Below are 14282 nucleotides of genomic sequence, written 5' to 3'. Positions count from 1 at the left end.
TATGTTTGCAAATGACGGGCCAAGGCCTGTCCAATTCTCGTGAAAAAACCAATGACATTGCTGAAGTACCCGCGCACGCGGCATATCGAAGGGTCGCGCCTGCAAACCGGGGACCTGAACGACGACAAACGCATCGCCGAGCTGCGCGAGGCACTGGACAAGGCCGCCATCGCCTCTGGCAACCGCGCCGATTTCGTCGCCAAACAGACCGAAGACAGCGATCTGGCCGAGGGGCTTTATATCAAGGTCGAACCGGTGAGCGCTGTCACCGAACGCTACAAATACGTGCGCCACGATTTCCTGCAGGCCATCACTGCATCCGAAGGGCATTGGCAGGACCGACCCATTCTGCCCAACCAACTGGCAGACGGGGTGGATATCTTTGCACCCGTACTTGGGGTGAAGGGGGCTTACGATGAAACGGCCTGACTTTGCCCAACTCCTTGACCTTGTCCCACGGGCCCCGGATTGGCAGATCGACTGGCATGCCATTTGGGGTACCGGGCCAGAGTTCACGGCCCTCGACACCTGCCCACAGGACCCGATCCACCATGCAGAAGGCGATGCAGGCACCCATACCCGGATGGTAGTCGCGGCATTGGTTGCGCAACCCGACTGGCGCACGCTGCCCGACACGGACCGCAGTATGCTGTTCTGGGCCGCATGCCTGCACGACATCGGCAAACCCGCCACCACCAAATACGACGAAAACGGGCGGATCACTTCGCGCGGGCATTCGCGACTGGGAGCATCTATGGCGCGCGGGCTGTTGCGCGACGCGCAGGTGGATTTCCATTGGCGCGAAGCAATCTGTGGGATCATCGCCAAGCACCAACTGCCCTTCTGGCTGATCGAACGGCCCAAACCGGAACGGCTCGCCATCGCCACATCGCTGATCTGTCGGCCCGATCTGTTGTGCCTGCACGCACGTGCCGACGCGCTGGGGCGCATCTGCGACGACCAGCAGGCGGTGCTGGACAATGTGGCACTGGCTGAAACCTGCTTTGCCGAGGCCGGATGCGCGCGCGGGCCCTTCCCTTTCGCGAATGCCGAAAGCCGTCTGGCCTTTCTGGAACGCGACGACCGCGACCCGCATTACGCCGCACAAGAGGATTTCCGCTGCACCGTCCATGTCATGTCCGCCCTGCCCGGCACCGGCAAGGACACGTGGATCGCCGCCAACCTGCCCGACCTGCCTGTGGTGAGTCTCGATGCGATCCGCACAGCGGCCGGCATTTCACCAACGGACAATCAGGGCGCGGTCATTCAGGCCGCTTATGAACAGGCCCGCGTCCACCTGCGGGCAGGGCAGGATTTCATCTGGAACGCCACCAATATCACCGCCCAGATGCGGGGTAAGGTGCTGCGGCTTTTGCGCGACTACAACGCCCGCATTCACCTTGTCTATCTCGAGGTGCCACCCGATCAGTTGCGTCGGCAGAACAGCGACCGGGCAGAAAGGGTACCCCATGATGTTGTTCTGGCCCTCAGCCGCAAACTGGAACCGCCAACCACACACGAAGCACATCAAATCACATATGATGTGCCCGAAATCTGGCCGTCACTGCGGGGGTGCGACGCAAATGCAACCCCGGCCACCCGTATGCGAATTAAATGAAGAAATGCGCGGAAACCTCTGCTAGCGTGTCAAAAAACAAAAACCAAGGCAGGCACATGAACAAAACACTTATGGCTCATGATCTTCGCGAGAAGATCATTTCGAACCCCGATGTCCTTTTGGAAGATCACGACCTGATGCGCGCGCTGGTCGGCGCAAATGATGACCGGCAGGGTGAAAATATCGTCGATCTGCGGGCGATCGCGATGGAACGGCTCGAGGCGCGGTTCGATCGGCTGGAAGACACCCACCGCAACGTGATCGCCGCCGCTTATGACAATCTGGCGGGCACCAATCAGGTACATCGCGCCATTTTGCGCATGATGGAACCTGCGGATTTGAACACATTTCTGACCACGCTGACGACGGACATCACCGACATCCTGCGGATTGACGCGATCCGATTGGTAATCGAAACCGAAAGCGAAACGGAAGATGCCGATTTCGGGCCCGCCGTCATCATCATGCCCGAGGGCTTCGTCGATGGCTATCTGACGCTCGGCCGCAATGTACCGGCACGAAAGGTCACCCTGCGCCAAACCCACAAGATCAGCAGCACCCTGTATGCCGGTGTCGACCATACGATCGAGTCCGAGGCCTGCCTGCAACTTGACCTCGGCCCCGGCAAGTTGCCCGGCATGCTTGTGATGGGTGCCAAGGATCCGCACCAGTTCAGCCCGCAGCAAGGCACTGACCTTCTCGACTTTTTCTCTGGCGTGTTCGAACGGGTGATGCGGCGCTGGCTGGCGTGATATCACCCGCGCTTTCCGATGCCTTGGCGGCGTGGCTGGACCATCAGCGCGCGCTGGCCGGGGCCGCGGAAAACACACTGAAAGCCTATCAGGCGGACCTGCTGGGCTTTCTGGCGTTCATGACCCAACATAACGGTGAAGCACAGGGTCTGGGCCCGGTATCGCGCATCAGCGTGCGCGATATGCGATCCTGGATGGCGCATGAACGCGGGCGCGGTGTCAGCGCGAGGTCCTTGGCGCGCAGCCTTTCGGCCGTCAAGACATTCTATCGCTGGTTGGCGACACGCGAAGGGTTCGAACCGACAGCGGTTCTGGCCGCCCGATCCCCGAAGTTTCAGCGCAAACTGCCCCGCCCCCTGACCCGGGACGCCGCTGCCCAGTTCATGGATGACGTGGGCACGCAGGCCCGCGAACCCTGGATCGCCGCCCGCGATATCGCGGTTGTCACCCTTCTATATGCCTGCGGATTGCGAATATCTGAGGCGCTGGGACTGACCGGCGCCGACGTCCCCTTACCCGACGTTTTGCGCATCACAGGCAAGGGCGGGAAAGAACGGATCGTACCTGTCCTGCCTGCAGCGACGGATGCCGTGGCCGCATATGTTCGGCTTTGCCCCTATCCGATAAATCAAAACGCCCCATTGTTTCGCGGGGTGCGAGGTGGGGCATTGGGTCCGCGTGCCGTTCAGAAAGTGACCGCACAGACCCGCCTGATGCTGGGCCTGCCCGCGACGGTCACCCCACATGCCATGCGTCATTCCTTCGCGACCCATCTGCTGGAGGCCGGGGGTGACCTGCGCGCCATTCAGGAATTGCTGGGACATGCCTCGCTCTCGACGACGCAGGCCTACACCGCCGTGGATGCCGCGCATCTGATGGATATCTACGAAAAATCCCACCCCCGCGCGCGGTGAGATACGGGGTTAAGCATTGCCCCCGACCGCATTTTCCCGCATGAGAATTTGATGACCATTCGCGCCAAAGCCCTTTTCGTCCACTTGTTGACTGCAACCGGTGCCGTTTTTGCCATGCTCGCCATGCTCGCCGCGGTCGAGGAAAAATGGGACCTGATGTTTCTTTGGCTGGTCGTCGCCTTCTTCGTGGACGGGATCGACGGCCCCCTGGCGCGCAAGTACGACGTCAAGACGAACGCACCCGCATTTGACGGCGTCCTGCTTGACCTGATCATCGACTACCTGACCTATGTCTTCGTACCCGCATATGCCCTGTTCAAATCGGACCTGCTGCCCGGCTGGACGGGGTGGTCGGCGATCATCATCATCACCTTCGCCTCGGCCATGTATTTTTCCGATACGCGGATGAAAACGCGCGACAATTCGTTTTCCGGCTTTCCCGGCTGCTGGAACATGGTCGTGCTTGTGATCTTTGCGCTGGAACCGAATTTCTGGGTGTCGCTGGCACTTGTCACAGCACTCGCCATCGCGATGTTCGTACCACTGAAATTCGTGCACCCGGTCCGCACCGAACGTTGGCGTTCGCTGACCCTGCCCATGGCGCTGGCCTGGACGTTCTTTGCCGGATGGGCAGCCTGGGTCGATTTCCACCCCGAAAGCTGGGCGCATTGGGGGTTGGTGATCACGTCGGTCTATCTGGTCTTTGCGGGTGTCGCACAGCAGATCATCCCAGAGCGCGGCAGCACGCGCGGCGTCGCCGCTAAATAAGCAAGCCAGCCGCGCCTTCCAGTTTCAGCAGGGTCACCTTTGCCTCGATCCCACCGGCGCCGGAATAACCGCCCAGACCATTGGCGGCCAAAACACGGTGACAAGGGATCAGGATTGCGATCGGATTGGCGCCGCAGGCCTGCCCGATTGCTTGAGCCGAAACATCAAGATCCTTCGCAAGGTCGCCATAGGTCCGCGTCTCACCGTAAGGAATGGCAAGAAGGGCCTGCAGAAAATCTTGCTGGAATGGGCCACCGGCCGGTGCCAAGGGCAGCGTAAAATCACGAAGGTCACCGCCGAAATAGGCGCTCATTTCCTGTTCGAAACGCATGCCAAGCGGCCCGTTGTCTACGTTGCCCGCCCGACCCCAGATCAGCCGCGTGATCGCCGTACCATCGCTATCGGCACCCAGCGGACCGACAGGGCTTTCGACGACAACATTCATGCACGCCCCAACCGGATCGGCCCCTTGGCGCTGCGCGGATCAACCGGTTGGCCCTTCTGGGTCACCCGCAGCTCGGACAAATCTGCCGCCACATCCCGCACAAGGGGCATCAATGGTCGCCAGTCATCGGTCAATGCCCGCGCCACTTCGGACGGGCAAAAGGTGGTATCCGGCCGCAACCCCGCCGCTCGTTCGATCAGTGCAGCCGCGACCTGACTCCGGTTGATCATGGCTTCAGGCCCCGGACCGCCATCATCGTCGCCGTGATGGTCGCGACGACCGTTTCCCGTTCACCAGCCAAAGCCACCGCCCGCCCCTCGGTAAAGGTCAGGGTGCGGCCCGATTTGACGACATCGCCCTCAAACCGAAACCGCTTCCCCTTCGCAGGCGCCATGAAGTTGCACTTGAACTCCACGGTCAGCACCTCGGCCTCGGCCTCCATCAGCGTGAAAGCCGCAAACCCACAGGCGCTATCCATGCCCGACGTGATCACGCCCGCATGCATGAACCCATGATGCTGCGAGAAATCCGCGTTAAACGGCATCTCCAGCACACAGCGCCCCGGCGCCACATCCGCCACCGCAATCCCCATCGACGCCATGGCCCCTTGCCGCGCAAAGTCCGCGCGCATCCGAGCCACAGCATCGGGGTTGCGGTATTCCATCAGGTCAGGGCGCTGTCACAACGCCCACAGACACCGGGATGGGTATGCGAGCCGACATCCGGCAGGATTTTCCAGCAGCGTTGGCATTTCTCGCCGTCCGCGCGGGCAAAGACGACAGCCACATCTGCGACATCATCCAACCGGAACGCACCGTCAGGGGCCGCATCGGTCGAGACCGTGATCCCCGACGTGATGCACATGTCATCAAATGCCACCGTCTCCAGCACCTTGGCCACCTCTGCGGTCACATAAACCGTCGGTGCGGCTTCCAGCGAAGCACCGATCACCTTGTTGGTCCGCTCAACCTCCAGCGCGCCGGTGACGACACGGCGTGCCTTGCGCACAACCGACCATTTCGCAGCCAGTTCAGCATCCGCCCAATCATCGGGCGTTTCCGCAAAGTCCTCCAAATGCACGGACGAGTCATCGCCCGGGAACCGCTCCAGCCAGACCTCTTCCATGGTAAAGGCCAGCATCGGCGCGAGCCATCGCGTCAGCCGGTGGAACAGGATATCCAGCACCGTCCGCGCCGCCTTGCGCCGCGCCGTATCGCCATCGCAATAAAGCGCATCCTTGCGGATATCGAAGTAAAACGCCGAAAGATCCACAGTCGCAAAGGTAAAGATCGCCTGAAACACACCCTGGAAGTCGTACTTGGCATAGCCGTCACGCACGACGCCATCCAATTCCGCCAAACGATGCAGCACCCAGCGCTCCAACTCCGGCATCTCCGCCGGTTCAACGCGGTCGGTTTCGGTAAAGTCGCTCAAAGACCCCAGCATAAACCGCAACGTATTCCGCAACCGGCGATAGCTATCCGCCACCCCTTTCAGGATCTCATCCCCGATCCGGTGATCATGCTTGTAATCGGTCGTCGCCACCCAAAGGCGCAGGATATCCGCGCCATATTGCTTCACAACCTCGGCAGGCGCGATGATATTGCCCAACGACTTGGACATCTTCTCGCCCTTGCCATCCAGCGTGAACGCATGGGTCACAACGGCGCGATAGGGCGCATGCCCCATCGTGCCGCAAGCCTGCAGCATCGACGAATGGAACCACCCGCGGTGCTGGTCGGTGCCTTCCAGATAGACATCGGCCATCCCGTCCTCGGACCCGTCCTCACGGTCGCGCAGCACAAAGGCATGGGTAGATCCCGAGTCAAACCACACATCCAGGATATCAAACACCTGATCGTAATCATCTCGGTTCACGTCATTGCCGAGGAACCGGGCCTTCGCCCCGTCCTTGTACCAGGCATCCGCACCCTCAGCTTCGAACGCCTCAAGAATACGGGCATTCACCGCGTCATTGCGAAGCAGGTAATCCGGGTCGGTCGGCTGCGCCCCCTTCTTCGTAAAGCAGGTGAGCGGAACACCCCAGGCCCGCTGACGCGAGAGCACCCAATCCGGCCGCGCCTCGATCATCGCATAAAGACGATTGCGACCGGTCTTCGGCGTCCAGGTCACAAGCTCATCGATCGAGCGCAAAGCCCGCTCGCGGATCGTCGTGCCATAGGTGTCTTGACCGTCGCCCACCGCTTTGTCGATAGACGCAAACCACTGAGGCCGGTTCAACCGTATCACCGGCGCCTTGGACCGCCACGAATGGGCATCCGAGATCGTGATACGCTTGCGGGCAAGTAGAGCACCGACCTCGACCAGCTTGTCGATCACCGCCTTGTTGGCGCCACCGGGTTTGCCATTGGGTTTGAGGATGCACTCGCCTCCAAAGAACGGCAGATCAGCGCGGTAAGAGCTGTCATCGAGGATGTTATAGGTCATCGGCAAGCCATGCTTGACCCCGATTGCATAGTCGTCATCGCCGTGGGACGGAGCGGTATGGACAAAGCCTGTGCCTGCGTCATCGGTCACGTGATCGCCGGGGAGCATGGGAACATCGAAGTCCCACTCCACATGGTAATCAAGATTCGCATGCAGTAGAGCATCAGCGTTCAGTGGATGGCTGCATTTCAGTGCTGCCAGTTGATCATTGTGAACTTGTCTGATCCGCTGAAAACCATCTTGATCAACACGCGCATTAGCAAAGAATTCGTCTGCTAGCTTGTCGGCAATTAGATACTTATCACCGACCCGAGCCCAACACTCCTCAGGTGTTTTGATAACCTCATATAGACCGTAGGAGATGTGATCACCGAAACAAATGGCCCGGTTCTGCGGTATGGTCCAAGGCGTGGTAGTAAAGATGATAACCGCCGCAGTCTTCAGCTCGTCATTGTGCTTTTTCCAAACTTTGCGACTTTTTTCCAAAGCCGCGTTCTCTACTTCTTTGGAGCTGCCATAAGGCAGCGTAACGGCCTCAGAGTAGTTGGATGCCTTTACCGGAAACTTCACCCAGATCGCATCCGTCTGTCGGTCGTGATACTCCACCTCCGCCTCAGCCAAGGCCGTCTTCTCCACCGGCGACCACATCACGGGCTTGGACCCCTGATACAGCGTCCCGTTCATCAGAAACTTCTGAAATTCCTCGGCGATTACCCGCTCCGCGTGGAAGTTCATAGTCAGATAGGGATCCGACCAGTTTCCGGTCACGCCGAGCCGCTTGAACTCGTCCCGCTGCACGCCCACCCAATGGTCGGCAAACTTGCGACATTCCTGCCGGAAATCGACGACATCCACGTCGTCCTTGTTCTGGCCCTTGGCGCGATATTGTTCCTCGATCTTCCATTCAATGGGCAGACCGTGGCAGTCCCAGCCAGGCACGTAACGGGCATCGTGGCCCATCATCTGATGGGACCGGACGACCATATCCTTGAGGATCTTGTTCAGCGCGTGGCCGATATGCAGGTTACCGTTCGCATAGGGCGGGCCGTCATGCAGGGTAAAGGGCGTGCGCCCCTCTTTCTCGCGCAGCTTGTCATACACCCCAATCTCTTCCCAACGCGCAAGCCAATCCGGTTCGCGTTTGGGCAGGCCCGCACGCATGGGAAAGTCGGTGCGGGGCAGGTTCAGGGTGTCTTTATAATCAGTGGTTTCGGCGCACATCTGTCGCGTCCTTCGTCAGAATATCGGGTAAGATGAGGGGCGGTGCGCAGGCGCAGACACCTTGTCCCGGCAGGCGCATTCAGGCCGCCGGGCAGATAATGCGTATGATCATCATATCGGTCATCGGCGCGCTTATAGAACCAGCACGGACAAGGGTAAAGCCTTCAAGCACATCCTCTTTTGGCCCCAAATATCCCCGCCGGAGGCATCTGCGCTTTCCACGTGCACAGCACTCCGCGGTCTGCGTCGCATCACCTTTATCAGAACCGGGAATGCGCGGCAGCGCACCTTTTGATCAGCCCTGCACTACATCCCAGACTTTCGAAATCACGACCGAACCTTCACCCACAGCCGACGCCACGCGCTTGACCGACCCGGCCCGCACGTCACCGACGGCGAAAATGCCGTCATGCGACGTCTCATAAGGTGTCTCGCGTCCCACCGCCTGACCGGTCAGGACAAAGCCGTTGTCGTCCAATTCGACAAGACCGGATAGCCACGCGGTATTCGGGGCGGCACCGACCATAATGAACGCCGCCCGCGCATCGACATCGCGCTCGGTGCTGGCCGCCTTATCCTTGATCGTCACCTTCTCCAGATGCCCGTCGCCATCCAGCCCGCAAATCTCACACTGGTAATGGATTGTGATCGCCGGATCGGCCTCCAGCCGCGACAAAAGGTAGTCCGACATCGACGCCGCGAGGCTTTTGCCCCGCACCAGCACATGCACATGCCGCGCAGTGCGCGACAGATACATCGCCGCCTGCCCTGCCGAATTGCCACCGCCGACGACAATCGCATCCGTGTCGCGGCAATAACGGGCCTCGACGTCCGTGGCGGCGTAGTAGATGCCGATCCCTTCGAACTCTTCCAGCCGGTCGATGGGCAGGCGTCGATATTGCACGCCGGTGGCGACGACGACCGCCTTGGCACAGACTTCATCGCCGTCGTCCAAGGTCGCGCAGAACACGCCATCTTCGCGCCGCTCCAGCGCGTGGACACGGCGGGGCACGGCAAATTGCGTACCGAATTTCATCGCCTGCACCTCGCCGCGCCAGACGAGGTCGGCGCCCGAAATGCCGGTCGGAAAGCCCATGTAGTTTTCGATGCGGGATGACGTGCCCGCCTGCCCGCCAATGGTCAGGTCTTCGATGACCAACGCACACAGCCCTTCCGTCCCCGCATACACCCCCGCCGCCACACCGGCCGGGCCACCCCCGACGATCAGTACGTCAAACAAACGATCATCCCGTACAGCCATATCAAGACCAAGCATGCCCGCGATCTTCGAAGGGGTCGGATCGGCCACGACGTCATGTTTGCCAAAGATCACCGCAGGCTTGGCCGCGCCGATATTACAGGAGTGCGCCACGGCTTCGGCTTCATGCTCACCCAGTGTCAGATTCCGAAACGGTATCTTGTTGCGCCCGGCAAAGGCGGCGATCTGGCGGATATTGCGGTCTTTTTCGGCACCGATCAGGGTCAGGCTGGCTTCACCACTTTCCAACAGCCTGCGACGACGGGCAGCAAAGACGGTGATGATGATATCCGACATCTCTGGGATACGGCCCATAAGCTCCAGCATCGGCTCACGCTCGACCGTGATGATCCGCGACTTTTCCATGCAACGGGCACCCATCATGGCCTTGCCGCCGGACAAAAAACTGATCTCTCCGAAAAACTGCGTCGGCCCCAGATGCGAATTTCCATAGCGCTGTCCGGTGCGGGGGTCGACCGCCTCGACCCCACCATCGACGACATAGTGAAAGGTCATCGCCGGTTTGCCATAATCCTGCAATATCGCGCCTTTGTCCCAGTCACGCTCAACCCCGATTTCGCGTAAAGCGGTCACGTGGCTGTCGTGTAAGGGGGTGCGCACCATCGTAGCGAGGTCTTGGGCAAGGCTTTCCATGAAAATCTCCTTTCCCGATCACTTAGTGTCACGATCGGAAAAGTTAACGGCAATAAGGCCCACTGCGATAGCGCGCGGTGTCAAAATGGAAATGATCCCGGTGAAATCGGTTCGCTTCCGGGCCCAACACGGTACCGAACGGCCCGCATGCCGCGCGCCACATCTGCCGCAGTTGCGCGCCGTCATCGGCGCTGTTCCAATCGGTCAGCAGCGTCATCTCGGTTCCGTCACGCAGCCGTATCCCCGCCACATCGATCGCCCGCCCGAAAGAATGTTCGGACAGGCGGGCGCCGGGCTGGTTGTTCCTGGTCCGGCAGGCATAATGCGCGACAACCCGCAGTGACGACACACCGCCGCCCTCGCTGCCGACAGCGGGCACCACGCCCCGCTCCACCCATTGCTTCAACGCACGCGCTGTCGGGCAATCGATGGTCGCACGCGGCGACAGCGTGACACCAGCGACCGAGCGGACCTTGACGGCGCCCTCGATCCCGCACGCTCCGCGCCCGCTGACACGGCCCAGGGTTTCGCCCTGAATCGCGACATCGCCACAGACTTGCCCGCGCAGTCGGGCCCGACGCCGTTCTTCGGCAGCCGCAACCATCGAAGCGGGCCGCAGCAGCGGGCGCATCGATTCTGCCAAGGCGAGCGGGCTGAAGGCGAACAACCCCATCTCCGCCCGTGCCAGCGGGCGCGTCCGCGCACCAAGGGCCAGATCGGGCCTGGTATAGGGGCGCATCTGCGGCTTGACGCGGGCCACGCGCAGTGTTGCTTCGCCGCCCCGCCCTATCGGGCGCACAGCCGGGACGCCCTGATTGACGACGACCATAAATTTGGGCGTCCGCGCCCAGAGTGCATCTTCCGCCCGCAGCCAGTTGCGTTGGGACAAAACGACCTTGGGTGCGGCATCAACGCGCGCGATTGGCCGAGGGGAAATGTCAAGCGGCGCCGCCTGCGTGGCCAGAGGCAGGAAAAGCGCGACGATCGCCCCCCACAGGCGCATCAGTCGCGCCCGGCCTTGATCCGGCCAAAGTCCGGCGCGTCGGTATCCTGCCCGGCTTCGATAATGCCGCGGCGGATCGCGCGGGTTCGGGTAAAATAGTCATGAAGATGATCGCCATCCCCCTGCCGGATGGCGCGCTGCAGGGCAAAGAGTTCTTCGGTGAAGCGCCCCAAAATCTCGAGCGTCGCATCCTTGTTGTTCAGAAAGACATCGCGCCACATGACAGGATCCGAGGCCGCGATGCGGGTGAAATCACGGAAACCGGCAGCGGAATATTTGATGACCTCACTGTCCGTCACGCGGCGTAGATCATCGGCGACGCCAACCATCGTGTAGGCAATCAGATGCGGCGTATGGCTTGTGACGGCGAGCACCAGATCATGATGATCGGGGTCCATTTCCTCGATCAACGCCCCCATACCGCGCCACAACTCCGCAAGACGCTCGACCGCCGCCGGATCGCTGCCTTCGACAGGAACGATGATCGTATAACGATTGTCGAAAAGTTCCGCAAAGCCGGACCGTGGCCCCGAATGCTCCGTTCCCGCCAGCGGATGGGCGGGGATAAAATGCACATCATCAGGCACATATGGTGCCACAGCATCGATGACCGTGCGCTTGACCGAGCCGACATCGCTGACCGTCGCACCCTTTTTCAGGGCCGGCCCGATTTCTTTTGCGACCTCATCCATCACGCCTACCGGCACACAAAGGACGACCAGATCGGCACCATCCACCGCCTCGGCCGCGCTCTCGCAAACCCGATCGCACAAGCCGATCTCGCGTGCGATCTCGCGGCTTTCGGCGGATTTGGCATAGCCGACAACCTCATCGGCAAGCCCGGCGCGGCGGATGGCCAGCGCCATCGACCCTGCGATAAGGCCAAGCCCGATCAAAGCGACACGTTCATAGATCACTGCCATCAGGCAGCCCCTTTGAACTGGGCAACGGCATGGACCACACGGCGACAGGCGCTTTCATCGCCCACGGTGATGCGCAAACAATGCGGCAGGCCATAACCGGCGACCCTGCGCACGATGATCCCCTCGCTGCGCAGGTGATCGTCACAGGCCTCGGCCTCGGTCCGGTCGGTGAAACGGGCGAGGATGAAATTGGCCGTCGAGGTATCGGACGGCACGCCAAGCTCGGCGAGGGCGGTCGCCATCCATTCGCGCCATTTCGCATTCTCGATCCGGCACCGTTCGGTGTGGTCGGTATCACGCACCGCGGCCTCGGCCGCGGCCAGCGCGGCTGCCGACAGGTTGAACGGCCCCCTGATCCGGTTCAGCACATCGATGACCGCCTGCGGGCCATAACCCCATCCCACGCGCATACCGCCCAGCCCGTAAATCTTGGAAAATGTGCGGGACATCACGACGTTTTCACGGGCTTCGACCAACGCCTTACCGGCGTCGAAACCGTCGACATATTCGGCGTAGGCGCCATCCAGCACCAGCAGCGCCCTTGTTGGCAAACCGTCGGCCAGTTTCAACACTTCGGCGGGCCCGATCATCGTACCAGTCGGGTTGGCGGGATTGGCGATAAAGACAAGTCGCGTCCTTTCGGTGCACGCGGCCAGAATGGCCTCCACATCCACGACCCGCTCATGCTCTGGCACGACCACCGGGGTCGCCCCGCAGGCGCGTGCATAGATCGGGTACATGGAAAAGCCGTGTTCGGTGAACACCACCTCATCGCCCGGACCGGCATAGGCCTCGGACAATAGTTTTAAGACCTCACCCGACCCGACACCGCAAAACACGCGGGCCGGGTCAACGCCCCACACGTCACCAATCGCCTGTCGCAGGCTTGCGTGGTCGGTGGGCGGATACCGATGCAGATCGAGGGCCGCGCGCGTAACGGCCTCTTTCGCGGCCTCGCTGGCGCCCAAGGGGTTTTCGTTCGACGACAATTTCAGCACATTGCCGACACCATCCAGATGCGACGCGCCCCCCTGATAAAGCGCGATGTCCATAATTCCGGGTTGCGGTTGAATACCGTCCGCCATGTCAGCCTGCCCTGTACGTCGTTTGCGCCGTTCTAGCGGCCTGACCGGGGCAAGGCCAGTCGGAAGATAACATCACGGATTTCTGGACCGGGGCTGCATCCAAGCAAATAGAGCGGTGGTTTCGGCGCCATTGGCGCCCCGTGCGCTCTTGTCGCGGTACGCCGGTAGGCTTAGCTGATCAGTTGAGCGACTGGCGAGGGACTTCACATGCATGCAATCATCTGCCCGGCCTACGGACCACCCGAAGTTCTTCAACAGGCAGAGCGTCCGATGTTGCAGGTAAAGCCCGATACGCTTCTGGTCCGCATTCACGCCACCGCCGCGACAAGCGCCGATGCCCGCGTGCGCGCCGCGGATTTCCCGGCGGGGATGGGATGGATGGCGCGACTGGCCTTTGGCTTGAAACGACCACGCAACCCTATCCTTGGTGGCGTGTTCGCGGGGGAAATTGCCGAAGTCGGCAAAGGTGTCACCGGTTTCTCCCCCGGCGAACGGGTATTTGGGATGACCGGCGCACGGCTTGGTTGCTATGCAGAATACCAGACGGTCAAAGCGACGGGCGCCGTCGCAAAGCTGCCCGACGCGATCTGTTTCACCGACGCGGCCGCCCTGCCCTTCGGCTTTACGACGGCAATCGGTTTCCTGCGTGACAAGGCAAAGCTGAAAACCGGTGAGACGCTGCTTGTCATCGGTGCTTCGGGCGATGTGGGGTCAGCCGCCGTGCAGATCGGCAAGCAGCTCGGCGCGCATGTCACCGCGGTTTGCAGCGCGGCAAATGCGGCGAAGGTCACAGACATCGGCGCCGACGCTGTTGTTGACTATCGGACGGTCGATCCTTTTGACGGACAACACAAATATGACGTGGTCATCGACACGATCGGCAAAAACCCGGCTTTGCAAGTGATGAAAGCCGTCGCGCCACGTGGGCGCCTTGCCTTGGTGGCGGGCGGGCTACGCGACATGCTGCGTCGATCCGGACCAGAAAGACAAAAGGTCCTGTCAGGTGTCGCAGCGGAACGCGCCGATGATCTGGACATGGTTGCTGGGTGGGTCAGCGCAGGGGCATACAAACCGGTGATCGACCAGGTTTTTCCGTTAGACAACATTGTTGATGCCCATCGCCTTGTCGCCACAGGACGTAAGGTCGGCGCTGCAGTGGTGGTAATTGGATAAAAGCCTTTGTGGTCCGGCAA

14 protein-coding genes are annotated in these 14282 nt (G+C 61.0%); 6 read left to right on the top strand and 8 right to left on the bottom strand.

Going from position 1 to position 14282, the window contains the following annotated elements:
- Positions 1-51: 51 nt before the first annotated feature.
- The 5 genes from V8J85_RS00545 to V8J85_RS00525 are packed head-to-tail and all read left to right on the top strand — an operon-like array spanning position 52 to position 4052.
- Positions 52-429, top strand: coding sequence for a hypothetical protein (locus V8J85_RS00545; RefSeq protein ID WP_339951155.1), 378 nt, complete (start codon positions 52-54; stop codon positions 427-429).
- Positions 416-1618, top strand: coding sequence for an AAA family ATPase (locus tag V8J85_RS00540; RefSeq protein WP_339951153.1), 1203 nt, complete (start codon positions 416-418; stop codon positions 1616-1618). Before V8J85_RS00545 ends, V8J85_RS00540 begins: the two co-directional genes overlap by 14 nt.
- Positions 1619-1674: 56 nt before the next feature.
- On the top strand, positions 1675-2370 hold the full coding sequence (locus V8J85_RS00535) for a DUF484 family protein (RefSeq protein WP_339951151.1): 696 nt from the start codon (positions 1675-1677) through the stop codon (positions 2368-2370).
- Positions 2367-3284, top strand: coding sequence for a tyrosine recombinase XerC (locus V8J85_RS00530; RefSeq protein ID WP_339951149.1), 918 nt, complete (start codon positions 2367-2369; stop codon positions 3282-3284). The genes V8J85_RS00535 and V8J85_RS00530 overlap by 4 nt, the downstream gene beginning before the upstream one ends.
- Positions 3285-3335: 51 nt before the next feature.
- Complete coding sequence (locus tag V8J85_RS00525; protein WP_339951147.1) at positions 3336-4052, top strand: CDP-alcohol phosphatidyltransferase family protein; 717 nt, start codon at positions 3336-3338, stop codon at positions 4050-4052.
- Here the strand turns inward: V8J85_RS00525 and V8J85_RS00520 are convergent.
- The 8 genes from V8J85_RS00520 to hisC all read right to left on the bottom strand — a co-directional run bounded on the left by V8J85_RS00520 (position 4045) and on the right by hisC (position 13089).
- On the bottom strand, positions 4045-4497 hold the full coding sequence (locus V8J85_RS00520; protein WP_339951145.1) for a methylated-DNA--[protein]-cysteine S-methyltransferase: 453 nt from the start codon (positions 4495-4497) through the stop codon (positions 4045-4047). The two genes, V8J85_RS00525 and V8J85_RS00520, sit on opposite strands and share 8 nt — an antisense overlap.
- Complete coding sequence (locus V8J85_RS00515; RefSeq protein WP_339951142.1) at positions 4494-4727, bottom strand: DUF3253 domain-containing protein; 234 nt, start codon at positions 4725-4727, stop codon at positions 4494-4496. Before V8J85_RS00515 ends, V8J85_RS00520 begins: the two co-directional genes overlap by 4 nt.
- Complete coding sequence (locus V8J85_RS00510) at positions 4724-5161, bottom strand: PaaI family thioesterase (RefSeq protein ID WP_339951140.1); 438 nt, start codon at positions 5159-5161, stop codon at positions 4724-4726. The genes V8J85_RS00515 and V8J85_RS00510 overlap by 4 nt, the downstream gene beginning before the upstream one ends.
- Positions 5161-8166 (bottom strand): isoleucine--tRNA ligase, encoded by a 3006-nt coding sequence (ileS, locus tag V8J85_RS00505; protein WP_339951138.1) that lies wholly within the window; start codon positions 8164-8166, stop codon positions 5161-5163. Before ileS ends, V8J85_RS00510 begins: the two co-directional genes overlap by 1 nt.
- Before the next feature lie 295 nt (positions 8167-8461).
- Positions 8462-10078, bottom strand: a complete 1617-nt coding sequence (locus V8J85_RS00500; protein WP_339951136.1) for an FAD-dependent oxidoreductase — start codon at positions 10076-10078, stop codon at positions 8462-8464.
- 43 nt (positions 10079-10121) lie between these two features.
- The gene (locus tag V8J85_RS00495) at positions 10122-11081 is read right to left on the bottom strand and encodes an extensin-like domain-containing protein (RefSeq protein WP_339951134.1); all 960 of its coding nucleotides are present in this window, start codon (positions 11079-11081) and stop codon (positions 10122-10124) included.
- The gene (locus tag V8J85_RS00490; protein ID WP_339951132.1) at positions 11081-12004 is read right to left on the bottom strand and encodes a prephenate/arogenate dehydrogenase family protein; all 924 of its coding nucleotides are present in this window, start codon (positions 12002-12004) and stop codon (positions 11081-11083) included. Before V8J85_RS00490 ends, V8J85_RS00495 begins: the two co-directional genes overlap by 1 nt.
- Positions 12004-13089, bottom strand: a complete 1086-nt coding sequence (hisC, locus tag V8J85_RS00485; protein WP_339951130.1) for a histidinol-phosphate transaminase — start codon at positions 13087-13089, stop codon at positions 12004-12006. Before hisC ends, V8J85_RS00490 begins: the two co-directional genes overlap by 1 nt.
- Positions 13090-13296: 207 nt before the next feature.
- On the opposite strand from hisC, the gene V8J85_RS00480 reads away from it, so the two are divergent.
- The gene (locus tag V8J85_RS00480; protein WP_339951128.1) at positions 13297-14262 is read left to right on the top strand and encodes an NAD(P)-dependent alcohol dehydrogenase; all 966 of its coding nucleotides are present in this window, start codon (positions 13297-13299) and stop codon (positions 14260-14262) included.
- Positions 14263-14282 lie beyond the last annotated feature (20 nt).

Source organism: Yoonia sp. 2307UL14-13 (assembly GCF_037572755.1).
Classification (GTDB): domain Bacteria; phylum Pseudomonadota; class Alphaproteobacteria; order Rhodobacterales; family Rhodobacteraceae; genus Yoonia.
The sequence above is the reverse complement of the archived record's forward strand: the minus strand, read 5'-3'. Positions and strand labels throughout refer to the sequence as shown.

What these genes read in the sequence shown, in the direction of transcription:
- V8J85_RS00545 (WP_339951155.1), top strand. Translation starts at nt 52, where the DNA reads ATGACATTGCTGAAGTACCCGCGCACGCGGCATATCGAAGGGTCGCGC.
- V8J85_RS00540 (WP_339951153.1), top strand. Translation starts at nt 416, where the DNA reads ATGAAACGGCCTGACTTTGCCCAACTCCTTGACCTTGTCCCACGGGCC.
- V8J85_RS00535 (WP_339951151.1), top strand. Translation starts at nt 1,675, where the DNA reads ATGAACAAAACACTTATGGCTCATGATCTTCGCGAGAAGATCATTTCG.
- V8J85_RS00525 (WP_339951147.1), top strand. Translation starts at nt 3,336, where the DNA reads ATGACCATTCGCGCCAAAGCCCTTTTCGTCCACTTGTTGACTGCAACC.
- V8J85_RS00520 (WP_339951145.1), bottom strand. Translation starts at nt 4,497, where the DNA reads ATGAATGTTGTCGTCGAAAGCCCTGTCGGTCCGCTGGGTGCCGATAGC.
- V8J85_RS00515 (WP_339951142.1), bottom strand. Translation starts at nt 4,727, where the DNA reads ATGATCAACCGGAGTCAGGTCGCGGCTGCACTGATCGAACGAGCGGCG.
- V8J85_RS00510 (WP_339951140.1), bottom strand. Translation starts at nt 5,161, where the DNA reads ATGGAATACCGCAACCCCGATGCTGTGGCTCGGATGCGCGCGGACTTT.
- ileS (WP_339951138.1), bottom strand. Translation starts at nt 8,166, where the DNA reads ATGTGCGCCGAAACCACTGATTATAAAGACACCCTGAACCTGCCCCGC.
- V8J85_RS00500 (WP_339951136.1), bottom strand. Translation starts at nt 10,078, where the DNA reads ATGGAAAGCCTTGCCCAAGACCTCGCTACGATGGTGCGCACCCCCTTA.
- V8J85_RS00495 (WP_339951134.1), bottom strand. Translation starts at nt 11,081, where the DNA reads ATGCGCCTGTGGGGGGCGATCGTCGCGCTTTTCCTGCCTCTGGCCACG.
- V8J85_RS00490 (WP_339951132.1), bottom strand. Translation starts at nt 12,004, where the DNA reads ATGGCAGTGATCTATGAACGTGTCGCTTTGATCGGGCTTGGCCTTATC.
- hisC (WP_339951130.1), bottom strand. Translation starts at nt 13,089, where the DNA reads ATGGCGGACGGTATTCAACCGCAACCCGGAATTATGGACATCGCGCTT.
- V8J85_RS00480 (WP_339951128.1), top strand. Translation starts at nt 13,297, where the DNA reads ATGCATGCAATCATCTGCCCGGCCTACGGACCACCCGAAGTTCTTCAA.